Annotated in this window: 19 protein-coding genes and 1 tRNA gene; 9 read left to right on the top strand and 11 right to left on the bottom strand. The window is 27.4% G+C overall.

From position 1 onward, the window contains the following. Positions 1-41: 41 nt before the first annotated feature. Genes ACPKM0_RS00500 through ACPKM0_RS00490 form a run of 3 tightly spaced genes read right to left on the bottom strand, consistent with a single transcriptional unit; the run spans position 42 to position 4,376 of the window. Positions 42-1,016, bottom strand: coding sequence for a sugar ABC transporter substrate-binding protein (locus tag ACPKM0_RS00500; RefSeq protein WP_472472838.1), 975 nt, complete (start codon positions 1,014-1,016; stop codon positions 42-44). 2 nt (positions 1,017-1,018) lie between these two features. Then, the gene (locus ACPKM0_RS00495; RefSeq protein ID WP_472472837.1) at positions 1,019-2,788 is read right to left on the bottom strand and encodes a sensor histidine kinase; all 1,770 of its coding nucleotides are present in this window, start codon (positions 2,786-2,788) and stop codon (positions 1,019-1,021) included. A gap of 1 nt (position 2,789) precedes the next feature. Beyond that, positions 2,790-4,376, bottom strand: coding sequence for a response regulator (locus ACPKM0_RS00490; protein ID WP_472472836.1), 1,587 nt, complete (start codon positions 4,374-4,376; stop codon positions 2,790-2,792). Between the two features lie 118 nt (positions 4,377-4,494). Between ACPKM0_RS00490 and ACPKM0_RS00485 the strand changes: the two genes are divergently transcribed. Beyond that, the gene (locus ACPKM0_RS00485) at positions 4,495-4,890 is read left to right on the top strand and encodes a (deoxy)nucleoside triphosphate pyrophosphohydrolase (RefSeq protein ID WP_472472835.1); all 396 of its coding nucleotides are present in this window, start codon (positions 4,495-4,497) and stop codon (positions 4,888-4,890) included. Here the strand turns inward: ACPKM0_RS00485 and ACPKM0_RS00480 are convergent. Beyond that, a complete protein-coding gene (locus ACPKM0_RS00480; protein WP_472472834.1) occupies positions 4,877-7,747 on the bottom strand; it encodes a DEAD/DEAH box helicase in 2,871 nt (956 codons plus the stop codon). The two genes, ACPKM0_RS00485 and ACPKM0_RS00480, sit on opposite strands and share 14 nt — an antisense overlap. 119 nt (positions 7,748-7,866) lie before the next feature. Here ACPKM0_RS00480 and ACPKM0_RS00475 point away from each other — a divergent pair, with 119 nt between their 5' ends. The 8 genes from ACPKM0_RS00475 to ACPKM0_RS00440 all read left to right on the top strand — a co-directional run bounded on the left by ACPKM0_RS00475 (position 7,867) and on the right by ACPKM0_RS00440 (position 17,058). Then, the gene (locus tag ACPKM0_RS00475) at positions 7,867-9,405 is read left to right on the top strand and encodes a response regulator transcription factor (RefSeq protein ID WP_472472833.1); all 1,539 of its coding nucleotides are present in this window, start codon (positions 7,867-7,869) and stop codon (positions 9,403-9,405) included. Next, complete coding sequence (locus ACPKM0_RS00470) at positions 9,398-10,420, top strand: sensor histidine kinase (RefSeq protein WP_472472832.1); 1,023 nt, start codon at positions 9,398-9,400, stop codon at positions 10,418-10,420. The genes ACPKM0_RS00475 and ACPKM0_RS00470 overlap by 8 nt, the downstream gene beginning before the upstream one ends. A 7-nt stretch (positions 10,421-10,427) precedes the next feature. Then, positions 10,428-11,888, top strand: a complete 1,461-nt coding sequence (locus ACPKM0_RS00465) for a sugar ABC transporter ATP-binding protein (protein ID WP_472472831.1) — start codon at positions 10,428-10,430, stop codon at positions 11,886-11,888. Between the two features lie 99 nt (positions 11,889-11,987). Further along, positions 11,988-13,496, top strand: coding sequence for a sugar ABC transporter ATP-binding protein (locus tag ACPKM0_RS00460; protein WP_472472830.1), 1,509 nt, complete (start codon positions 11,988-11,990; stop codon positions 13,494-13,496). A gap of 12 nt (positions 13,497-13,508) precedes the next feature. Continuing rightward, positions 13,509-14,522: an ABC transporter permease gene (locus ACPKM0_RS00455; RefSeq protein WP_472472829.1), complete on the top strand. Its 1,014-nt coding sequence runs from the start codon at positions 13,509-13,511 to the stop codon at positions 14,520-14,522. A gap of 25 nt (positions 14,523-14,547) precedes the next feature. Beyond that, a complete protein-coding gene (locus tag ACPKM0_RS00450) occupies positions 14,548-15,450 on the top strand; it encodes a substrate-binding domain-containing protein (protein WP_472472828.1) in 903 nt (300 codons plus the stop codon). 77 nt (positions 15,451-15,527) lie between these two features. Further along, positions 15,528-16,436 (top strand): ROK family protein, encoded by a 909-nt coding sequence (locus ACPKM0_RS00445; protein WP_472472827.1) that lies wholly within the window; start codon positions 15,528-15,530, stop codon positions 16,434-16,436. Next, positions 16,429-17,058, top strand: a complete 630-nt coding sequence (locus tag ACPKM0_RS00440) for a D-sedoheptulose-7-phosphate isomerase (protein ID WP_472472826.1) — start codon at positions 16,429-16,431, stop codon at positions 17,056-17,058. The genes ACPKM0_RS00445 and ACPKM0_RS00440 overlap by 8 nt, the downstream gene beginning before the upstream one ends. A gap of 5 nt (positions 17,059-17,063) precedes the next feature. Here ACPKM0_RS00440 and ACPKM0_RS00435 read toward each other — a convergent pair whose 3' ends face one another. From ACPKM0_RS00435 to ACPKM0_RS00405, 7 genes are all read right to left on the bottom strand, one after another. Further along, positions 17,064-17,762, bottom strand: a complete 699-nt coding sequence (locus tag ACPKM0_RS00435; RefSeq protein ID WP_472472825.1) for an alpha/beta fold hydrolase — start codon at positions 17,760-17,762, stop codon at positions 17,064-17,066. 15 nt (positions 17,763-17,777) lie between these two features. Next, the gene (gene uvsE / locus ACPKM0_RS00430; RefSeq protein ID WP_472472824.1) at positions 17,778-19,037 is read right to left on the bottom strand and encodes a UV DNA damage repair endonuclease UvsE; all 1,260 of its coding nucleotides are present in this window, start codon (positions 19,035-19,037) and stop codon (positions 17,778-17,780) included. 58 nt (positions 19,038-19,095) lie between these two features. Beyond that, positions 19,096-21,291 carry a catalase/peroxidase HPI gene (katG, locus tag ACPKM0_RS00425; protein WP_472472823.1) on the bottom strand — a complete coding sequence of 732 codons (2,196 nt, stop codon included), beginning with the start codon at positions 21,289-21,291 and terminating at the stop codon, positions 19,096-19,098. Positions 21,292-21,568: 277 nt separating this feature from the next. Then, complete coding sequence (locus tag ACPKM0_RS00420) at positions 21,569-23,167, bottom strand: phytoene desaturase family protein (RefSeq protein WP_472472822.1); 1,599 nt, start codon at positions 23,165-23,167, stop codon at positions 21,569-21,571. A 45-nt stretch (positions 23,168-23,212) separates the two neighbouring features. Continuing rightward, positions 23,213-24,181 carry a Rieske 2Fe-2S domain-containing protein gene (locus ACPKM0_RS00415; protein WP_472472821.1) on the bottom strand — a complete coding sequence of 323 codons (969 nt, stop codon included), beginning with the start codon at positions 24,179-24,181 and terminating at the stop codon, positions 23,213-23,215. A 61-nt stretch (positions 24,182-24,242) separates the two neighbouring features. After that, a complete protein-coding gene (locus ACPKM0_RS00410) occupies positions 24,243-25,010 on the bottom strand; it encodes a tryptophan-rich sensory protein (protein ID WP_472472820.1) in 768 nt (255 codons plus the stop codon). 123 nt (positions 25,011-25,133) lie between these two features. After that, a tRNA-Arg gene (locus ACPKM0_RS00405) sits at positions 25,134-25,207 on the bottom strand. Positions 25,208-25,214 lie beyond the last annotated feature (7 nt).

The raw sequence follows: 25,214 nt of genomic DNA, 5'->3' as shown, positions 1-25,214 counted from the left end.
TCCTTATGTGCTCTATGAAGATATTATTTTCATAGAGCTTTTTAATATAGAATGAATAGTTTATTTTGAATGTCTTCATCAAACATATTTTCTTTTGTAACGAAATTATAATCTATTTTCTGATTATCGATAGTATTGCTTGATAATAGATTGTAAGCTGTATTTACACCTTGATAACCCATTGCAAATCCATTGATTATTAATAATTCGTCAATAATGTCTTTTTCTAAATTTTGAATATTAGATAATGAGTGACTTGTTGCAAAAAAATAAATATTCTTTTTTGTTCCTTCTTGATTAAAATATTGGGCAATACCTTCAGAGGAATCATCATCTAAGGCTATTATGTAATCAAGAGCTTGATAATTATTTATATAATTCATTATTCTTTCACTTATTAAATTAATTGAACTTCCAGCATAAAGAGAACTACAATTAATATTAGTTGTAGATTTAAATTTTTGCATAATGCTCTCTTCCATGTATTTACTTGAAGTTACTTTAGGGCTTCTGCTAACTAATAAGACATTTACTTTTTTATCATTAGCATTATCAATTATTTTATCAGCAATTTTAATCCCAATTTCTTTAGTATCTGTCATTACAGAAAAATCAATAATATTTTCTTCGTCATCAATTTCATTAAATAATTGAATAATTTTAATACCGCTTTCTTTAGCTTGTTTAAGTGGTTCTACTAGAGCTTTTGTATCACTAGGTATAATTACAATAGCATCAACTTTTTTTTCGATTGCATTTTCTACAAATTCTGTTTGGTCGTTAATATCACCTGCACTAATTGTTGAAAAGAATTCTACTGAGGTTTTGGTATCTGTTCTAGCTTCTCTAGCTCCATTTCTCATAGAACTCCAAAATTGACCACCTTCTTTCATTCTGATAAAAGCTATTTTGTATTGTTTCTCATCGTTATCACCAAAAAGAATATTATTAGATATATAAATAAAGGTTGATAATATAATTAATAGTAGTAATGTTATAGTCATTTTTTTATTCATAATTAATTTCCTTTTGTTGGTGTTATTGGCTTTATTTTTTCTAAAAGAGGAATTGTAATAATTACTGTAGTGCCTTCTTCTATTTCTGATTCAATATTTAAACCATATTCTTTTCCATATGCGAGTTTTAATCTCATATTAACATTATAAACTCCAATACCATTCCCATCTTTTATATGTTGAGTTTTATTAGTAGTAAGAAGTGATTGTCGAACTTCTTCACTCATCCCATTTCCATTGTCTTTAATAATAATTTTGATTTTATCAGATCCAAATTTTTTAGCTTTTATCTCTATTATTCCAGGATCCATTAAATATTTAATTCCATGATAAATACTATTTTCTACTATAGGTTGTGTAATTAATTTAATTGTTTGACATTGTTTTATATCCTCTTCTATATCGATAGAAAAAACAAATTTATCAACATATCGCATTTTTTGAATAACTAAATAATTCTTACAATGTTCTAATTCTTCTTCTAGTGTTATAACTTCATGTCCTTTTGAAATAGAAATTCTAAATAGTCTTGCTAAAGCTGTTACCAATGTTATAACACCTTCATCATCACCTTGTTCTGCTAACCAAATTACTGAATCAAGGGTATTATATAAAAAGTGTGGGTTAATTTTAGCTTGTAAAGCATCAAGCTCACTTTTTCTTTTTAATTCTTGTTCTTCAATTATTCTTTCCATTAATGACTTCATACGGATGGACATATCAACAAAAGATTTTGATAAAGATTTTACTTCTGAAGAAGCTCTATTAATAACATGAGGAGAGAAAGTTTCTTTGTGTATACTTTCCATTTGCTTTTCAAGTATTCTTATAGGGCTTGTGATATAGTTTGATACTATTTTAGCTATAAGTATTGTAATAAAAATACTTGCAGCTAATATGATTATTATTGCAATCGTAAAGGAGTTAAAACTTTCTAATAAAAGTTCATTTGGGAAAGCAACACCTACTATTCTCCATCTAGTATAGTCAATAGTTTGTATTACTTTTAATTTTGAAATAGTCCCTTCATTAGAATAATATGTTCCATAGATCTCTTTTTTAATATCATTTGTATTTTCTTCAAATTGGCCAAAGTTTATTAAAGTTTGTTTTGGATGGAATACTATTTTATTATCTTGATCAATAATGAATACATAACCTGTTTTACCAATTGTAGCTGAGCTCATTACTTCTTTTAATTTTGAATAACTGAAATCTATCAGCATTATTCCAAGTTTTTCAACACCTTTTTCGTCTGTATAATTAAAACTTTTACTATAACTAATAACCCAAGGATATCTTAGAGTAGCTAATCTTTGAACATGAGAGGATGAGAAATAATAATCGCCATTCCCATTTAATGCTTTTATAAACCATTTTTGATTACTAATTTCATTTTTATCTCTTAAGTTTTGAGTTGTTGTTCCTGCAATTATTGATCCATCTGATTTAAAAAAATTAATTGTTACTATATCGTTTCTTGAATCTATAATTGTATTTAGCTTTAATTCTATACTTTCTTTATCAAAAGTTTTCATATTTGAAAAATAGTCATGTGAATAATCACCGATTTGCATAACATCTGTTATAAAAGAACTTATACTTATATTTGATTGAGAAACCGTTTGTGTTGTATTTATTTCAATGTTGTTTTTTGTAGATTTATAAAATTGAAAAGTAATTGTAACTGTGACGACTGTTACAACTATTATTGTAAATAGTATTAGGATTCTAGAAAATATATTATTAATTGATGATTCTTTTTGTTTCATATTATTTTTTCATTTTCTGTTTATATGCAGATGGAGAATCTCCTGTTATTTTTTTAAAGCAAAAGGAGAAATAATTGGAATCAGAAAACCCAACTTCCTCAGCAATCTGGTATGATTTAAACGAACCTTGATTAATTAGCTTTTTTGCTTGATTTATTCTTGTTATAGTTAATGCTTTAGTAAACGGTGTGTTTGTCTCTTTTTTAAAAGTGCTACTAAAATAGGCATTACTTACACCTAAAATATCGCAAATTATATCTTGATTAAAATTTTTATCTTTATAGTTTTTTTCGATTAGTCTTTTTGCATCTTCTACAAATTTGATATTACTTGATTCTCTTTTTTCTTGAATTTCACTATTTAGTTTATTTGCTAATTCTTTTATTTTAGATAAAGTTTCATTGACTGTATTTATTTCTGATATCTTTTTGATTAATGAAGAATATTTAGATAGTACTAAATTATAGCTTAGTGCTAAATTTGTTAATGAAGAAATTACCTTTAAATTTATAGTTTCAATATCTAGAGGATTTAATGTAGCTTCTTTACTATATAAATTATCTATAGCTTTTTCTATTTCAATTTTATTTCCTAGTTTTATTAATGTTAAAATATCTTCAATATATTTATCTTGAATATTATCTGTTACTTCTATTGAATTTATAGGCTCTAAGTCTTCAATATAAAATATATTTTGATCTTTATAATATATTTTATAATTTAGTGCATTAATACATTGCTTATATGAAAGGCTTAAGTTTTCTATATCTTCAGTAATATTACTTATTCCTATATTACATTTATTCTTTGTATAAAATTGAATAAATTGATTTATTTCTTCTATGTGTTTTAAAGTTCTTTTCTTAAACAATGGCCTCTCTATATCTTCTTTACCCTTATTTTTGTAGTAGAAGGTTAATACCATGGTATTGTTTAATATTGATTTTATTATATTTGGGTTTTTCGTGAAATTAGTATTAATTATGTCTTGGATGGTTAATAAATTTAATTCATTATTGCCTTTTTTTTCAGGTTCAATTATACATGTCATAAAATAATCATTATCATATGGTAATTCATATTCTTTTATTTGTGTTTTTACAGAATTAAGGTTTCCGAGATAAAGTTCATTAATAATCTTTTCTTTCATTGCTGGAATTAGATTATTATATAATTTCATTAATCTTTCTTTGTCTGTTTTTCTAGCTATTTCTGTATCTAAGTTAGCTTTAATTTTCTTTAATAATTCAATAATATCATTTTTAGAAACAGGTTTGAGAACATATTCAGTTACATTTAGTTTTATTGCAGTTTGGGCATATGAGAATTCATCATGGCCTGATAAAATTACTACATTAGTTGTTGGATTATTCTTGCGTATTTCTTTTATTAATTCTATTCCATCCATGTATGGCATTTTAATATCGGTAATTACTACATCGACAGAATTCTCTTCTAATAATGTTAAAGCATCTAATCCATTTTCAGCAACACCAATTATTTCAAAACCATATTCATTCCATGGAATTATGTTTTTAATTGTGTCTCTAATTCTTGATTCGTCATCTACGATTATAATTGAATACATGCATTTATTTTAATTTATAGCTATTGTTTTAGCAACAAAATTCATAGATAAATATATATAGTTTTATAAATTGATCTTTCTTAGTATAATGTATTATTATCAACATTGAGGATTCAAAATGAAGAAAATTGAAGTAGTAGCAGCAATAATAATTAAAGATAAAAAGATATATTGTGCAAGAAGAGCTAATAAAGGCGAAGTAGCACTAAAATGGGAATTTCCTGGTGGAAAAGTTGAGAAAAATGAAGACCCACAGGATGCTTTGATTCGAGAAATTAAAGAAGAATTGAATGCTACAATCAAAGTAAATAAATATTTTATGAGTGTTGAACATCAATATGAATCATTCTTCGTAACAATGCATAGTTATTTGTGTTCTATTGTTGATGGTAAATTAATCAGAAATGAGCATGTGGAGGATAGGTGGCTAGATACTGATAAGCTATCAACTTTGGATTGGGCTCCAGCTGATATACCTATAGTGAAAAATATTATAAGCTCTATTCAGCTGTAGTAAAATACTCATAGATATCGTCTCTAACAGGGGTTTCTAGTTTATAATTTATTTGAAATGCGGGAAGATTATCTATAAGTAAATCACTTGATTCACCAATAGGAGTTATTTCTCCTAAAAAATAAAAGTCTTTAGAATTGTTTGTTGCTTTATTTTTTCTTACAAATAAATAGATTTTAGTTTTATTGGCTTTGGAGTTGTAAATATAATTCCAATCTTTACTGTATTTAGTCCTATTTTTTTTTGAGATTGCAACTATTAAACTTTTAGAAATAAATTTATCTTGATAATTGATAGCAGAATCTTCTTTTTCATAATTGATAAAGACAGGGAGTGTATTAGTTTTTTTGTCAAACATATATCCATTCATTACTGCAGATTGGTCTTTTTCCCAATTTAAGAATTTACAAACTTCTTCATAAGAATATTTTTGGAAAAGAGTTAGCTTTGTATCTTTATATTTTTTACTAAAATATGTTTTATTTTGCTCTTTAGCATAATTAATTATTTCATTACTACATTGTAAAAATGTAGGATTTTTTAAGTAAGATATTAGATTTTTGGTCGGGATTATCTTTTTATCGTCAATTTGAATTAATTTACAAGCTTCATGTTTAATTAAGCTATTTTTTGTCTTAAGAACTGTATTATATTCATGTGCCAATACTTTTATAGCAACTTGGTTGTTTTTAGTATTATAGTTTACTATTGTTTCATTAATTATATTAGGGCTTGTGTTTATTATTGAATCTAGTAGATTTATGGTTTCAATATCTTTTCCCTTTGCTATTTTTTTTGTTAAATAATTTAAAGCATATAGTTCATCCCTATTTAAATCATATGGTGTGTTGTTTTTCTCACATTCTTTAATTAATTGGTAATAGGATTCATAATTATCGATTACTAAATCAAAAGATACTTCTGCAAATTTATTAAACTCAAAAAAAGATGGGATATGTGATAATTCACTTTTTAAAAAGGAGTATTCTTCTTTTATATTACGCTTTGCACTTAATTTACTATTATCAATAGCATTATATATTTGATGCTTTGAAACTTGATCAAACTCTATAGTTGAACACCCTGCTAAAAATGAAGAGCCATCGCTAACAGTTTTTCTTATTATTTCTCTATTAAAAGATTTATCGGATGTTAATGCCATAGGTATGCAATAGTTTTTTTCATAGTTCCCGATAAAGTCTAATACAACTAAGAATTCTTTATCGTTATATTTTCTTAATCCTCTACCAAGCTGTTGTACAAAAATAACAGCAGATTCAGTTGGTCTTAATAATATTATTTGATTTATACTTGGTATATCTACGCCTTCATTAAATACATCAACGCTAAATATATAATCAAGAGAATTCTCAGTTTTTTCATCCATTTCTAATCTTTCTATTGCTTCTTCTCTTTCATTTATAGAGTTTTCAGCACAAAGGGCTATTGTTCTATAACCAAGATTATTAAACTTTATAGAAAGAATTTTTGCCTCTTCTACATTTTTACAAAAAATTAATCCTTTAGCTCTGTTTCCAGAATACCCATAGAAATTTATTTTCTCTATGATATTTTTTACTCTTTCGTCACAACTTAATTTATTTATTGATGTATTGTCATTTACTATTTCACCGTTAATTTTAATTTCTGATATACCAAAATAGTGAAAAGGACATAATAGGTCATATTCCATTGCTTGTTTTAAATCGATACGAAGAGCAATATTTCTATCAAATATTGGAAGAATATCCTTAGCATCTGTTCTACTTGGAGTTGCAGTCATTCCAAATAGGAACTTAGGTTTAAAATAATTAATTATCTTTTGATAGCTATTTGATGCAGATCTATGTGCTTCATCAATTATAATATAATCAAATTCATCAGGTCTAAATTTTTTATAAATTAAGTCTTTTGCCATCATATTCATCGTAGAAAATAAATATTTGCTTTTATAATCTTTAAATTTCCCTGATAAAAATCCTGTATTTATTTCAGGTCCTAGAACTGTTTTAAAACTTTCTTCAGCTTGTATCAATAATTGTTCACGATGTGCTAAAAAAAGGAGTTTTTTTGGTTTGAAATTTTTTACATCATAGGCCGAAAGATATGTTTTACCTGTTCCAGTTGCAGAAACTAAAATAGCTTTATTTTCTCCTTTTTCTCTAATTTTTGTGAGCGCTTTTACTGCATTTATTTGCATTGCATTAGGCTTTAGGGAAAGAGTTTTTATATTAAAGCTAGTAACTTCATTACGTAATTTTTTAGTTTTATAATAGTTGTTTTCGTACTTTTCTAACCATTTTTTAGTTAACGGTGTGCCTTCATCCCAAATTCTATTGAATTCTGATATTGTATTAGATAATAATGCTCCATTTTCTTCACCAGATATCTTTAAATTCCACTCCTTGTTAGAAAGAAGCGCTTGTTGTGTTATATTAGAACTTCCTATTAGTATAGATAAATAGTTAGAATGTTCAAATAAATAACCTTTAATATGGAAAGAGCTTTTGTCATAGATTTTTATTTTTAGATTTTTGAATTCACTCAATCTTTGTAATGCTTTCGGTTCTGAAAAGTTTAAGTAATTAGAAGTTAATATTTTCCCTTCTATGCCTTTTTCTTCTAAATTTTTAAAAGTCTCTAGTAATATGTTAACACCACTGTAAGTTATAAATGCAACTGAAAAGCAAAAACTGCAACATGCGTTTAGTTCTTTATTAATTTGCGTTAAAACTTTTAAGCCTTTATCATAGTCATTGATTACAAGTTGAGGAGAAAAGCTTAATTTAGCTTCCTTTTCTTTATTAATTAGTCCATATTCAGTAGCTTTTAAAAGTAAATTAGAATTATAGTCCATAAATAGCAGCTTAGCACTCACCCTAGTATCTGTAAAGATCTATATAATTTGTTTTTATCAAGAATTATTTGATTTTTATTAACTTGCTTACTTAATATCTCTAGAGTATCATGTAACTTATGAAAGTTGTTGTTTTAGATGATGAAGAGAAAGTATTAAAACTTATATGTGCTTTAATTAAGTGGGAAGAATTAGGATTAGAATTAGTTGGTACAGCTGGTGATGGGCTTGATGGTTTAAAATTAATAAAAGAAAAAGAACCTGATATACTAATTACTGATATTAGAATGCCATCACTCGATGGTCTTGAGTTATTAGAACAAGCAAAGTTAAGTAATCCTAATTTACAAGTAATTATTATCAGTGGATATAGGCAATTTGATTATGCAAAAAAAGCAATTAAATTTGGAGTATCTGACTATTTATTAAAACCTATTAAACAAGATGAGTTAATTAATGCGCTAAAAAAAATGATAAGTAAATTAAATGAAAATTTAAACTATTCAAATTATTTAACAAATAAAGATGAGCTTAGAAGGCATTACTTATTATCTTATTTAGAAAATGAAGTTAATAAAGATAAATTAGAAGAACTCTTTTCTTTAAAACAATATTTTTTGATTTCTTTACTTGTTATTGATGGTGAATTTGCAAAATATGATTTAGATGCAAGAGCTGCAATTCGGGAAAAAATAAACTATTATTTTGTTCATTTTTTTAAAGAAGAGATAGAATGGGATTTTGTTTTTTCTACTAAATTTCATGGATATTTATTATTCTTATCCTTTGATGAAGAAGAAAAGGATATAGTCCTTAGTCTTCAAAAGAAAGCTTTTAACGAAGCTAAAATTAGTTCTACACAATTGTTTGATGATAATAATCTATATATTTCTCAAGGTAATATATTTAGCAAATTAGAAACTATTAATCAGCAATTGGATTTTATAAAAAAGCAAAGTTTATTTAGATTTGATGAATCATGCGATAATTATATTTTAGATAAAGATATTTTATTTAAAATTGATGATCGTTTTGTTGATTCTTTTATTATTTCTTTAAATTCTATACTAAGTGAGTCTAAATTAAATATGAACGAACTTGATTTATTAATGAATAAATTAAATTCTTTAGATAATATATATTTCTTTTTTACAATTACCACAATAATTGAAAAAGTTAAATCAGTTTTCTATTCACAAATAGGGGAAGATAGTTTTAAAAATATCACATTTGAAGAGATTAATTATTATAATAATAAGAAAGCATTAATAGGTTTCTTAAAAGAACAATTTATTAAAATTTATAATATCATAATTAACATTCAACAAAATGAAAGTGTTAAACCAATTAAAGTTGCTAAAAAATATATTAGTGAAAATTATAATGATAATCAGTTATCGTTAGATTATATTTCTTCTTTAGTCCATTTATCTCCTTCATATTTTAGTTCTTTATTTAAAAAAGAAACTAATAAAGGCTTTGCTGAATATTTAAGAGAAATTAGAATTGAGGAATCTGCTAAATTCTTAACTACTACTACATTACCAATTAAAGAAATCGCTAAGAAAGTTGGGTATCAAGATCCACGGCATTTTACAAAATGTTTTAAAAATCAAATAGGAATAAAGCCTCAAGATTATAGGAAGTTATATGGTTAAGCTAAAGAATAGAAGTAAATATAAATATGTAGAAACAAAAATTATTTATTTATTTTATATGACTTTGTTTTTAATTGGTTTAACTTTATTTTTCGTTTTTTTATCACATTTTGGAAGAATGGATAATGATTTATGGTTTTTCTTACCTTTTTCTTTATTATTAGTATTATTCCTTTATGGATATTATAAAATTTATAAACCCTATAAAAAATTTACACACTTGATGAGGCTTTTTAATTCAGGCCAAACTTATTCTCATTTTTCGGATTTAAAAAATCCATTAAGTAAGGAATTTGAAGATATGGATAATAGACTTTCTCAAATTCTAGATAGTGATATATTAATGAGTGTTAGTAAAAGACAGGCTCAATATTTGGCTCTGCAAAATCAAATTAATCCTCATTTTTTATATAATACACTTGAAGGAATTAGATCTGAAGCTTTAATAGCGGGTAATAATTCAATTAGTTCAATGTGTGAAGCTTTGGCAACTTTTTTTAGATACACAATTTCACATGTCCAAAACTTGGTATCTTTATCTCAAGAGTTAGAAAATACCAAAAATTATTTTTATATTCAACAATTTAGATTTGGTGAAAGACTGTCTATGAATGTCATATTTAACGATGATTGTGAAGATGAAGCAGTTAGAATTAAGATTCCAAAATTAACACTTCAGCCAATTGTTGAAAATGCAATTGTGCATGGCCTTGAACGTAAGAAAGATAATGCTATTTTAAATATTTATATTAGCTTATTAAAATCAAGATTATTAATAAATGTCAAAGATAATGGTATTGGTATGCATGAAGAAGCACTCAAGAAATTAAGAGACGCTTTATTATTAGAACATTCTGATGAACTAGATAATAAAGAAGCTGGTGGTATAGCTTTAATTAATGTAAATAACAGAATAAAGATATTATTTGGGGAGAGATATGGTTTGGAAATAAATAGTACTGAGAATGTTGGTACTGATGTTTTGATATCTCTTCCAATTGAATATAAGAGCTAGGAAATATATGAAAGAAGAAATACTTTGTTTAGAAAAAGTTTCATGTCCTCCATTTTTAGATGATGTTAATTTATATATTACTCAAGGAGAAATTGTTGGTTTAATTCCAATAAATATTTTAGGAGTAGATGAATTAATAGAATTAATATGTGATGGTATTTCTCTTCATTATGGTTATGTTTCTTATAATGGTAAAATCGTAAATGATTATTTAGACCCTAATCCTAAAACTAATAATGTTGTAATTATTGATAAGGAATCAACATTAATTGATTCATTAAGTGTTTATGAAAATCTATTTGTGCTTCGTAAAAGATTTAACAAACATATTATTAATAAAAAAATGCTTTATCAGCAAGCAAAAAGATTATTAAGTGAAGTAGATATAGATATTAATCCTGATTCATTAGTCGAATCATTAGATATTTATGAAAAGGTTATTTTGCAATTAGTTAAGGCTCAAATTAATAGAGCTCCCCTAGTTATTCTCAAAGATATATCAAGTTTTGTTAATGAAAAAGATATAATGAAATTGCATAAATTAATTAAATTGTTAAGTAATAAAGGTATGGCTTTTTTATATATATGTAATCATCATCAAGAAGCGTTTTTATTAAGCCATCGTTGCTATTTAATGAAAGAAGGTCATATGGTAAAGAATTTATTACCATATGAAATGACTGATAACATAATGGAGCATTATAGTTACGTCTTTAATCGAAGTCTTTCAACAGAAGAAAGAAAAGAATTATATGAAAATATTGGTGAAAAAGAAGTTGTTTTTACTATAAATAATTTAAATTATGATAAATTAACTAATTTTAATTTAGAGCTTCATAGAGGAGAAACTGTTGTTATTTTAGATAGTGATAATACTGTAATTGAGGATTTATCTTCTGTCTTGAGAAAAGAAGTTTTAATAGAAAAAGGGACGCTTTTATTAAATAAAAAAGAAATATCACATAAAGATAGAAGAATTGCTTTTATAGAAAAAAAACCATTAAAATCAAATTTATTCCATTCTCTATCGGTTATTGATAATATATTATTTTGTTCAGATCATAAATTAAGGAAACTTTGGTTAGATCATAGAATTGAAAAATCAATAGCTAAAAAATTAGAAAATGAATTAGGGGATATAGTGTATGAGAAGGATTTATTAAATTTAGATGAAGTAGATTTATATAAAATCCTACAACAGAAGATTCTTTTTCAAAATCCTGATGTTTTAATATTAGTTCAGCCTTTTTCTTTCTTAGATTTATATCAAAGAATAAGGAATATTGAATATTTTGATAAACTTAAAAAAAGGGGTGTTTCTATAATTATTTTAGCTTTATCTCTTTCTGATACACTTCAAGTTGCAGATAGATTATACTTTGCACAAGAAGGGAAAATAGTTAATCAATATGATAGAACTGAGTTTGATTCTTTATCTTTTTTACATGGTTCAATGTTAATAAAATAGTTAAATCATAAAAATACCCCACCTTTTCAAAATTTTACAACTCTTTTCAACTTGTATTTCTCATGAGAACATTAAGTATCTAAAGGAGAAATATAATCCATGAGTAATGAATATATTGTTGAAATGAATCATATTAGTAAATCTTTTCCTGGTGTAAAAGCTTTAGATGATGTTTCTTTTCATCTACAAAAAGGTCAAGTAATGGCTTTACTCGGAGAAAATGGGGCTGGGAAATCTACCTTGATGAAAATTTTATCAGGAGTATATACTCGTGATGAAGGTGATATGACTATTTTTAATGAAGAAATTAAAGGGCATTTAAATCCTAAAAGTGCTCAAGAAATAGGTGTATCTATTATTCATCAAGAATTAAATATGTGTTCTCATTTAACAGTTGCAGAAAATATTTTTCTTGGAAAAGAATTGCATAATAAAGGTCTATTAAGAGATAGAACTATGATAAAAAGAGCTAACGATGTATTAAAGAGACTTCAAATTGATATAAAGCCTACTGCTGTAGTTGGATCTCTAGGTGTTGGCCAACAACAAATGGTTGAGATAGCAAAAGCTTTAGAAGCCAATGCAAAAGTACTCATAATGGATGAACCAACAAGTGCACTTACAACTAAAGAAATCGAAGATTTGTTTAGAATAATAAAAGAAGTTAAAGCTCAAGGTTGTGGTATTGTTTATATCTCTCATAGATTAGAAGAACTTCAACATATTGTTGATTACGTTACAATAATGAGAGATGGAAAGTATATAACTGAAGGGCCTTTTAAAGATTTCTCTATGAAGCAAATAATTGCAAACATGGTAGGTCGTGAAATAAAAGAACAATTTCCAAGAGTAGAAACTTCTAAAGGAAAAGAGATTTTTACTGTAAAAAACTTAAATGCTGGAAAAATGGTTAGAGATGTTAGTTTTGAAGCTTATGAAGGTGAAATTTTAGGTATTGCTGGATTAATGGGAGCAGGTAGAACAGAAACAACTAGAGCTATTTTTGGCGTAGATCATAAAGAAAGTGGTGAAGTTTATATTCAAGGTGAGAAAATTGAAATAAGTTGTCCAATGGATGCAATAAGACATGGTATTGTTTTAGCCCCTGAAGATAGAAAGAAAGATGGTTTGTGTACTAAATTGTCAGTTAGAGAAAATATTGCACTTGCTAATCTTGATGAGTTATGTTCGAAAGGTGGCGTTGTAAATAGAAAAAAAGAAAAAGCAATTGTAAAAAAAGCAATTGATGATCTAAAAATAAAATTACCAACATCTGAAGTAAATGCTGCAAGCCTTTCAGGAGGTAATCAGCAAAAAGTTGTTGTTGCAAAATGGCTTGCAAGAAATAGTAAAGTTGTAATTTTCGATGAACCAACAAGAGGTATAGATGTTGCCGCAAAAGTTGAAATTTACAATATAATGAATAATTTAAAACAAAGTGGTATTGCCGTAATTTTTGTTTCTAGTGAAATGCCTGAAGTTCTAGGTATTTCTGATAGAATAGTTGTAATGTGTGATGGTCGAGTAACAGGTTCTCTTATTACTAAAGATACCAATCAAGAAGAAATATTATCATATGCAACAAAATTTGAAAAAAAGATTGACTAAGAGGTGTAAATAATGAATCAGAAATTAGAAAGTCCCTACAAGAGATTATTAGCAATTAGGGGAATGGGACAAGTATTAACCGTATCAGTAGGATTAATTATTCTTTGTATAGTATTTGGATTAATGAACCCAATGTTCTTTTCTTCAAGAAATGTATCAAACTTATTAAGACAAATTGCTCCTATTTTACTTATTGGTATTGGTCAATCTTATGTTTTATTAATTGGACAAATTGACTTAAGTATTGGTTCTGTAGTTGGAATGAGTTGTATGATCAGTGCAACATTAATGACAAGAGGTGTTAATCCTTTAGTTGCAGTAGTTATTACAATTTGTTGTGCACTAATGGTTGGTTTAGTAAATGGATTCTTAGTTGCTTGGTGTAAACTCCCTTCATTTATTGGAACTCTTGGTACAATGACAATTGCTAGAGGTATTGCTCAAATTGCTAATAATAACTATAACACTGACTCAATTGGAGAAGCTGCTGAAGGTTTTAGAAACTTCTTCTATTATGGTAAAAGTTTAGGATTATACAATACAATTTGGATAGCCTTAGCTCTGTGGATAGTTTTCAATTTTATATTAACTAGAACAAGAACAGGTCGTCATGTATATGCTGTTGGATCTAATATTGAAGCAGCAAGATTATCTGGAGTATCTGTTGTAAAAACAACAATAAAAGCATATTTAGTATCATCGTTTGTAAGTTGTGTTGTAGGTTTAATAACTACTGCAACAAGTGGTATGGGTACTATGGATGCTGGTATGTCTTATGAATTATATGCTGTTGCAGCATCAGTTATTGGTGGTGTATCAACATTAGGTGGACAAGGATTGTTATTTGGTACTGTAATTGGTGCATCAATTTGGGGTGTATTACAAAACGGTCTACAATTCGCAGGAGCTCCGATTGCAATAAGAAATATTGTAATTGGTATTATCGTAGTGGTTTCAGTACTTCTTGACGTTATTGTTAGAAGCAATAAAGGCAAGAGTTGGAAAATATTAAAAAATAAAAGCTAAAAGCTATTAGAAAAGGAGAAAAGATATGAAAAAAGCATTATTAATTGTTGCACTTTCAGTCATTACAGTAATGGGAGTTTTTGCTCAAGGGCAAACTGAATCTTCGAATAAAAAAGTTTATTTAATCACAATGGACCAAATGGACCAACATTGGCAAAATGTTAATGCAGGTTGTGAAAAAGCTGTAGCTGAACTTGGTGGTATTGATTATAAATGGTTAGCACCAGATATTAAAGATGATAATAAACAAATTGAATCTATAAACAATGCTGTTGCAGGTGGAGCTGATGTTATTTTATTAGCAGCTAATGGCCCAGATGCTGTAACTTCAGCATTAAAAGAAGCTACTTCAGCTGGTGTAAAAATTGTTTATGTTGATAGTGCAGCTGACTATCCTGGTGAACAAATTTTAGCAACTGATAATGAAGCAGCTGGTACAACTGCTGGTAATGAAATGTTAGCAGAATTAAAAGCTAATGGTGTTACTTCAGGTTCAATTGGTATTATCAATGTTAATGCTGCTACAGCATCAACAGTAGCTCGTGAAGCTGGTTTTAGAAAAGCTTTTGAAGGTTCTAGTTATACAATCTTAGAAACACAATATTGTAATGGTGATGCAGCTATTGCTAAAGATATGAGTGCTAACTTTATTACACAAGGTGTTGTAGGTTTATTTGGAGCAAATGAAGGTTCAACAGTAGGTGTTGGTAATGCAATTCAAGAAGCTGGTAATGCTGTAGTTGGTGTTGGTTTCGATAAATCTGATATGATTCTTTCATTAATTGAAAAAGGTTATATCTTATGTACAATGGCACAAAATCCAGATGTTATGGGTTATGAAGGTGTTAAAACAGCTGTTGATGTATTAAATGGAAAAACTATTTCACAAAAATATGTTGATACAGGTGTTTCAGTAATCAAAAAATAATAAATATTTATTTTATGGGGCATCGCATGATGCCTCATTATTTTTATTTATTCAATTTATAATTTTTGGAGATTTAGGTGGATTTATTTATAGGTTTAGATATTGGTGGAACTAAAATATCAATAGTATTAGCAGATGAAAAGGCTATTATTTTAAATAAAATCAAATTTCTAACTAAAGCTACATTTGAAGAGAACATTGAATTAATTATAAATTCGATAAATAAACTTATCATAAAAGATAAAGATAGAGTCAAAGCAATCGGTATTAGTGCCGGAGGTCCGTTAGATAGTAAAAATGGAGTATTTATTTCTCCTCCACATTTAAAAACATGGCATGGTAAAAATATTAAAAATATCTTAGAAAAAGAATTTAATATTTTGACCTTTTTAGAAAATGATGCAAATGCTTGCGCACTAGCAGAATACTATTATGGAAATGGAAAAAATAGTGATAATTTTGCTTTTTTAACTTTTGGTACGGGATTAGGTGCTGGGTTTATCTTTGGTGGTAAATTGTATCAAGGGTCTAATTATCAAGCTGGCGAGATTGGACATATAAGAATTAGCAATGATGGTCCATTGTGTTATGGGAAAAGAGGTTGTATTGAGAGTTTTTGTTGTGGTGACGGGATCTCAAAACTTCATAAAGAATTAACTAATCAAAATTTATCAACAAAAGAGATTTTTGATCTTGCTGAAAAAAAGAATAATCAACAAGCAATAAATACAATAAAAATTAGTTCTGAAAAATTAGGTTATACATTAGCATTACTTATTGATTTATTAGCATTAGATTGCATCGTAATTGGTAGTATATATACAAGAAGTACACAGATAATTAATAAATATATGTTGCCAATATTAGACAAGGAAATTTTAGATATTAATAAAGGTCTTTGTAGAATTAGAATCTCATCTTTAGGAGAATCTCTTGGAGATGTAGCAAGTATAACAGTAGCCCAAGAAGGATTGAAAAGTGAATAAATATATTAATGATTTAGTTGATAGGTATCCAAAACTTAAAATTTGTGAAGAAAATATTTTTCAAACCTTTTTATTATTAAAGGAAGCCGCATTAAATAATAAAAAAATATTAGTTTGTGGAAATGGTGGTAGTAGTGCCGACAGTGATCATATTGTTGGGGAATTAATGAAATCTTTTGTGAAAAAGAGAAAAATAAATAGTGATTTACAATCTAAAATAGAAGAGCTATCTCCTGAAAATGCTACTTTATTAAATACGAAATTAGAAGATACTATTTCAGCGATTAATTTATCTCAGCATTCTGCACTTAATACAGCTTTTTCGAACGATGTAGATGCGTCATTAATTTTTGCTCAACAAATAATTGGATATGGAAAAGAGAATGATATTTTAATTTGTATTTCTTCATCAGGTTCTTCTAAAAATGTTGTTATGGCAAGTATTGTAGCAAAAGCTAAAGGTTTAAAAGTAATAGCTTTGACAGGTAGTAAGGAAGGCGATATTGATAAATATTGTGATGTAATTATAAAAGTGCCTGAAAATGAAACCTATAAGGTACAAGAGTTACATTTACCAATTTATCATAGTTTATGTTTAATGCTAGAAGATATAATGTGGTAATTCGTTTAAAATATATGATTTAAGATAATTGATAATGTAATATCTTGTTGTTCTTCTCTAGTAATTAATGCAGAACCATCTCCTTTTTGTTCTCCATAATTTCCAAAATATGCATGATTTCCACCCTCTATTATATATACATTTGCCATATCATTTACTTTACTTTGGTCTAGAACTAAATCATTAGATCCATATATTGTAATTGTATTTTCAACTGAATTATTAAGTGGATAAGAAGCTAAAAGAATTAAGCCTTTCAATTTTGATCCATTCTTTTCACTATAACTTGATGCCATAGCACCACCTAAAGAGTGTCCCATTAAATACCAAGAATCAATATTAGGATATTTTTCTATAATTTCATTTGCTTCATTTACATTAAAAACAGCTAAATTAAAAGGCATATCAACAAGGAATGTTGTAATACCATTTAAAGAGAGATCATTTAGAAGAGGTAAATAAGAAATATCTTCAACTTTACCTCCAGGATAGAATATAACACCAATATTTCTATTTTCACCAACAGGTGTGATTGTTGTTATATTTTTTTCTTGTGTAATATTATCATTATTTAATATAGAAAGAGCAGTATCATCTGCTCTATAGTAATTGAGCGTATAGATATAAAAAGCGATGAAAATAATTATTAATATAGATATAAGTGAAAATATTATTTTTTTTAATAAAGTTGTTTTCTTTTTCATTCTTAATTTTTACCTTTAGATGTAAAAATATAATGAATTTAATAAATATTCAACATTGTAATTATATGCAAGTTTATACAAATAATTTTTTACTGCAGATAAACTCTTTTTATTGTTTTTATAAGCAGTTATTAATGTTATATATTTATTTCTTTCTTTTTCATCTGCAAAAGATTTAAAATATCCCCAAATATGATCTATTGAATTAATTTGAGAATTTTTAGAGAGTTCTATTTGCATAGTATTTTCGATTATTTCATAGAACTTTATTACTTCATAACTTTTCTTATCTTTAAGTAAATTTCTTATTTTATTATAATTTGATTGCGAATTACTTAAAACATAATATTTATATTTAGCCCATTCTCTTTCTAAATATTTTATTTGTTTTTCTTCAGTTGTAAGAAGATTACATTTGATAGCTGAAAGATTTTTATCTTTAACTTCCAGCATAATATCAATATCTTTATTAATTAAATTGTTATAAAAAGATAAGAATTCTTTTGAATTAATAGTTTTTGAATGTGCTCCATTTTTATAGTTATTTGCTGATTGAGAATAGTGAATTTTTTGCTTTCCATCGCTTATTTTCCATGTTTGATTACATTTATTGATTAGTTCAAACTCATTTGAGCTATTATTTGAGCTATGATTTAATTTATGATGTAGATTGTCAAAAACTACAGGAATGTTTATTTTTGAAGAAATATATAATACATCATCTATTGTATATGATTTATCATCATTTTCAATAATTAGTCTATTTTTTATTTCATTATCCAATTTGTTGAAATTAAAAATAAATCTCTCCATTGCAGATTCTTTATCAGAATATACACCTCCGATATGTAAAACAAGCTTACTAGTGTTATCACAATTAAGACATTTTAATAGCTTATTGTGGTATTCTAAATCCAATATTGATTTTCTTACTACATCTTCTTTTGGGGAATTGATTAATGTGTATTGTCCTGGATGCATAGTAATTCTAATATTATTTTCATGAATTAATGATGATAGTTTTTCAAATTTATCTTGAAAAATTTCCCACCAAGAAAGTGTATTGATAGGATGTGAAGCTAAAGGAATAATATCTGAGCTGAGTCTAAACAATTTAATATTATTTTCGATATTATATTTAAGAATTGACTGAAATGCATCAAGATTTTTATTGATGATTTCTATGAGTTTCTCTTCTGCATAATATTTAAGTTGTATTGTTGATAATTTTGTTTCAAAATCACCTAAATGAATACATGCATAACCTATTGCCATTATTTCTCCTAGTGTGTTTGCTAGTAGTAATTAAAATTTAATTACTACTAGCTATTTTTTAATTATGTAAGTCAAATCTATCAAGATTCATAACTTTATGCCAAGCTTTTATAAAATCATTAATAAATTTTTCTTTTGCATCATCGGCTGCATATACTTCTGCAACTGCTCTTAATTCTGAATTTGAACCAAAAACTAAATCTACTCTTGAAGCTGTCCACATTTTCTTGTCAGTCTTTCTATTAATACCAATAAAAGTAGTACCTTCTTCATTCATAGGAAGCCACTTAGTTTCCATATCTAATAAGTTTACAAAGAAATCATTTGATAATACACCTTTATTCTTTGTTAAAACTCCTAATTCTAAATTATTGTAATTTATACCTAATACTCGTAATCCTCCTAATAATACAGTCATTTCAGGAGTTGTTAGAGTTAAAAGTTGAGCTTTATCAATTAATAATTCTTCACTAATATTAGAATAAGAGGAATGTGAATAATTTCTAAAACCATCAGCCATAGGTTCTAAATATTTAAAGGAATTAATATCAGTTAAGCTTTGAGTGGTGTCATTTCTTCCAGGGGCAAAAGGAACTTCAATATCATAACCTGCATTTTTTATAGCTTTCTCAATACCTACTGAGCCTCCTAAGACTATTATATCAGCCAAAGAAACTTTTTTACCTTCTGAGCATTTTTTATTAAAGTTTTCTTTTATTGTAATTAATTTATCTAAGATAGGAATTAATTTACCACTTTCATTAACTGTCCATTCTATTTGAGGTTTTAAATTTATTCTTGCGCCATTCGCTCCACCTCTAAAATCTGAAACTCTAAATGTTGAAGCAGATGCCCAAGCTGTTGATACCAATTCAGATATTGATAAGTTACTTTCATTTATCATTTCTTTTAATTTAGAAATATCATTAGAATCTATAACTGTATAATCTATTTTTGGAATAGGGTCTTGCCAAATAAAATTTTCTTTAGGAGCTTCGCATCCTAAATATCTTGTCGAAGGTCCCATATCTCTATGTGTAAGTTTAAACCATGCTTTAGCAAAAGCTATAGCAAATTCGTCTAGATTTTTAGAAAAGTGTAGAGCAATTTTGTTATAAATTGGATCAAATTTAAGAGCTAAATCAGCAGTTGTCATCATTGGTCTATGTTTCTTACCTTTTATGTGAGCATCATCTACCATATCTTCATCTTCAACATCTTTAGCAAGCCATTGATAAGCTCCAGCTGGGCTTTTTACAAGTTCCCATTCATATTTAAATAAAACTTTAAAATATCCATCATCCCATTTAATTGGGTTTGGGGTCCATGCTCCTTCAATTCCACTACTGATAGTATCAGATCCTTTGCCACTCTTATATTTACTTATCCAACCTAAGCCTTGTTCTTCTAATTTAGCTGCTTCTGGTTCAGGGCCAACATTAGAAGCATCACCTGCACCATGACATTTACCAAATGTATGTCCTCCTGCAATTAATGCAACTGTTTCTTCATCATTCATTGCCATTCTTTCAAAAGTAACTTTTATTTCTCTAGCTGAATCTCTAGGTATTGGTTCTCCATTAGGACCTTCAGGGTTTACATAGATTAGACCCATTTGGACAGCAGCTAAAGGATTTTCTAGTTCTTTATCTTTAGTTGTTCTACCTTTTTCTAACCATTCTTTTTCTTGGCCCCAATAAACATCTTCTTCTGGTTCCCAAATATCAACTCTACCACCACTAAAACCAATTAATTTGCAGCCCATATATTCAAGTGCACAGTTACCTGCTAAAATCATTAAGTCAGCCCAAGATAATGATTTCCCATATTTTTTCTTAATAGGCCATAATAGTCTTCTTGCTTTATCTAAATTTACATTATCAGGCCAACTATTTAATGGAGCAAGTCGTTGATTTCCCGTATTTCCTCCACCTCTACCATCATTTACTCTATATGTTCCAGCACTATGCCAAGCCATTCTAATAAATAATGGACCATAATTACCATAATCTGCTGGCCACCATTCTTTTGAATCAGTTAAGGTATAAAAAATATCTTTTTTAACTGCTTTTAAATCTAACTTTTCGAATTCTTTTTTGTAATCAAATTTGTCTCCTAAGGGATTAATCATAGAAGAGTTTTGATTGAGAATTTTCAAGTTTAATTGATTTGGCCACCATTCTTTATTGGATGTACCTTTAGTGTCCCCATGTCTTGTGTGACCCGTAACCGGGCATTTCTCTACATTACTCATTTTAACCTACCTATTTTCTGTGTGAGACGATTTATATAAAAAATATATAAAGTTAAAAAATATAATAAGGATGTTAAATAAAGAAGCACAACTAATTTCTTTTTAACATTTAATTGTACCATTACTTTTTTTATAAGTGTATGGAGAAATAATAAATATACGAAATTAAATTGTAAAATCTTAACAAAAGACTATAAATATTTCTCAAGGATAAAAAAAGCTAATAATTCTATTTGTTTTTTATAGAACTATTAGCTAACTTTTTATGATAGGCCTTTTATGAAAGTTCTTTATGAACTAAATCAGCAGCCATTTTTGCTGTCATAATGCTAGTTGGTAATCCTGCAGGGCTAACAGTCCATTGTCCAGCGCGATATAAATCTGGGATAGGGGTAATAATGGCATTTTTCATATTTAGCATTGAAGCTTTTATTGGAATTTCATTTTCGAATGACCATCCAACAATTGCACCTTCAGAGCTATTAACCCTTTGATTAATGCTTAATGGGCTAGCACTGAAATAGCTAATTATATTGTCTTTTAATTTTTTATATACTGATGAATTTAAAGTATCAATTATGTATTCACAGATTTTTTCATTAAATTCATCATACCAGCCCTCTTCTTTAATTCTTCTTGTTAATTCATAGTCAAAGAGGAAACTTGCAATAATACCTGTTTTTCCTTTAGGTGCTGCATCAATATCATTTAACACTGGTATTGATATTTCAAAAGTATTTAAATCACAATATGCTTTTAACCATTTGTAAAAATCTTCTTTATCAAGATTGTCCCAATTGTTTAAAATATTATTAAGATCTTTTCTATGAAGTTCTCCTAAACCTTTTTTTGATGGAGTATAGAAGAAATGTCCGGCAGAGATATTTTTAAAATATTCATATGGTAGATTAACTTCTAAGAATAAAGTGAATACTGATTCAGCGCCATGACTAGATAGTATACGATTTTTTTCGTCTATTAATTTATCTTTTATTGAAGAAGTAAAATCTTCAGGATTAATCTTACTATATAGATGTTTCATATCAGCACACCAAATAAGTTTGTCATATTCATATACATTGCCATCAGTATCTTTTAGAATTTTATTTTTTGCATCTATATCTATTATTTCAGTATTATTTTTAATTTCTGATCCAAGTTTAATAATTTTAGTAGCTAATGCTTTTGGAAGGGATCCAACTCCACCTTTTGGATAATAATAATCTGGATATAAAGAGAAATAGCTCATAGCAAAAAAAGCAGGAGTTTTTTTAAAGAAATGTTGTGAAATAATATCATTTAAAGCTTTATCCTCTAGTAAGTCATTTAAGAATTTTTCCATAGGAATTTGCATTCTCATAATTGCAGCACCCGTAGCTAAGAATTTAAATATCCAAACAATAAAGGTACTAAAGTAGTAACCAAGATTCCTTTTTACATCTTTGAAAAAAGGGCTGTCATTTCCAAATAATACTTGCATGTATGTATCAAATTTAGCAATTACTTTTATAACTTTTTCAACATCGTTTGTGCTGTTTGGATAGAGCTCTTTTAATATTCTTTCATAATCATTAATGCTATCTTTATTATCAGCAACTATAATTTTATCTTCTATTCCTACTGATACTTTACTCTGTAATAACTCTAAATCAATTTCTAATTCCTTTAACATGGGTATTAACATGCCAGAGTTTTCTACAGCTCTTATTCCACCATCAAAAATAAAACCATCTCTTTCAAAAGAATTAACCAAACCACCACAAGTATCATTTTTTTCAAGTATTGTTACATTGTGTCCTTTCATAGCTAAAGATGTGGCTGTTGTTAGACCGGAAATTCCTGCCCCTACTATTATAATTTTGTTCTTATTATCCATTTAGAGATACCTCATTTTATAATATTTATTTTCTTAAAATAATGATTATTTTAAGTTCTTAAGTTCCTCATTTTTTTTTCTATATTCAGCAATAGGTCTATCACCTTGAATTAATTTTTCATCCATTTTCATGTTTGAATATTTTGGTTGTTGTGTTATTACAACTCGTTTATCTTGTTTTAAAATAATATTACTAGATACTTTTCCAAAAAATCCTACTATATGTCTAAGACCCCATATAGGCATAAATGCTTGGTAGAACCGTAAGTAAATAAGGGTGTTTTCTTCATCAATAGGTGCAAAAGCAGCAAATACTCTAACTTTTTTTGCTATTATATTATGCCAAATATTTGGCATAATTATTTGAAGAGAGAATAGGTCTTCTTCATCTCCCATTTCATTTGGGCCTTTAGCTTCAATTTTCCCATCATCTACTAGGTTTTTAACATACCAAGTTAGCTTATTTCCTTCCCATTTTATTTTTGGTCCATAAACTACTGTTTTTTTACCTCGGCCAATGGTGTTGTGGTGAACAAAAGGGATGTGAACTACATCCATTTGATTTTCAATACATCTAGTATAATGAACTGGCCAGTGATCCTTTATCTGCGAGTAGTAAAATCCTGATTTCAAATCTTCAAAGAAGGGTATATTGGGTAAATTTTCTTTTTTATCTCCCCAAAAAATCCAAATAAAACCATATTCTTCTTTTGCTATATAAGCATTTACTTTATATCTATCTGGGACTTCTTTTTTCTTGCCATTTGCTGGGATTAATGTTACTTTCCCATTTTTATCATATTCAAAACCATGGAATGGACATTGTGCATGTCCATTTACTATTTTTCCTTTACTTATTGAAGCTCCTCTATGGCAGCATCTATCAAAAATGCATGCGATTTCATCTCCATCTCTCCATAGAGCAAGTTTTTCACCAAAGCGTTTTGTACCAATTATGCCTTTTTTAGGTATTTCTTTTGAATCTAGTATTGCATACCATTGGTTTCTTATCATTTAGCAGTCTCCAAAGTTTGTAATTATTGATAGAATTTTATTTTAAATCAGCTAGTTTCAATTAATATTCTTTTTTTGTAAATGCATATATTGTAGCTGCTAATACGACAATTAGACAAACTATAGTTGTTACTATTACAGATGTATACATTGAATTAAAAACAGTTGTATGTTTTATTAATATTCCTAAATATGCCCATATAATTACGAGGCCATAAAAATAATCTTTATTTCTAAGAAGAGCTACACTACCAATAAGTGCTCCTGCAATAATAATAAGTACTGCCCAAAGTGGTTCTGAAAAACCATAGCCTTTTAGATTAAGAGAAACTAAAAATATAGTTACGTTTGCTATAGTTGCAACTGTTATCCATCCAAAGTATACACTGAAAGGGACTTTAACAAATAATTTTTCTTTTGCATTTAATTTTTCTTCTTTTATAGTTATTACTATTTTCATCAATGATGATAATAGTAATAGCATTAGTATTAATGATAACCATATAATTTGATAATGCCATGCAAAAATCCAACAAGCATTAATTATAGAAGAAATTGTAAAAGTGATACCAACCGAATTTAATAATTCATTACTTATTTCATCATTTTTATTAATTATTCCTAATTGATAGAAAGTAAACATGCCAAGAAGAATATATATTATTCCCCAAATTGCAAATGTTATACCAGCTGGGGCAAAAAGATTAGGATAAGAGTCTGATATAACACCTGTATCTACTCCATTAATTGGTAAAGTATTTGCTAATGTATTAACTACAATCATTAAGATATAGGTAAGTAATACAAATATTTGAGTTGATTTTTTCATGAATTTTGCCTCCATTTATTTTATTATACCATAAAAACATATGTGGAGTAGAAAAAATTTCATTCCTAACAAATAAGGTGATAATACATATAATAAAGTGGAGTTTGTTTTGAATAAAAAGAATGCCCCGTAGACGATTCGAACGTCCGACCCCTTCCTTAGGAGGGAAGTGCTCTATCCAGCTGAGCTAACAGGGCGGTTAAT

Origin of the sequence: Pleomorphochaeta sp., from assembly GCF_050031695.1 — a bacterium.
Classification (GTDB): domain Bacteria; phylum Spirochaetota; class Spirochaetia; order Sphaerochaetales; family Sphaerochaetaceae; genus Pleomorphochaeta.
Note: the sequence above shows the minus strand (reverse complement) of the source record. Positions and strands in the feature narration are given on the sequence as shown.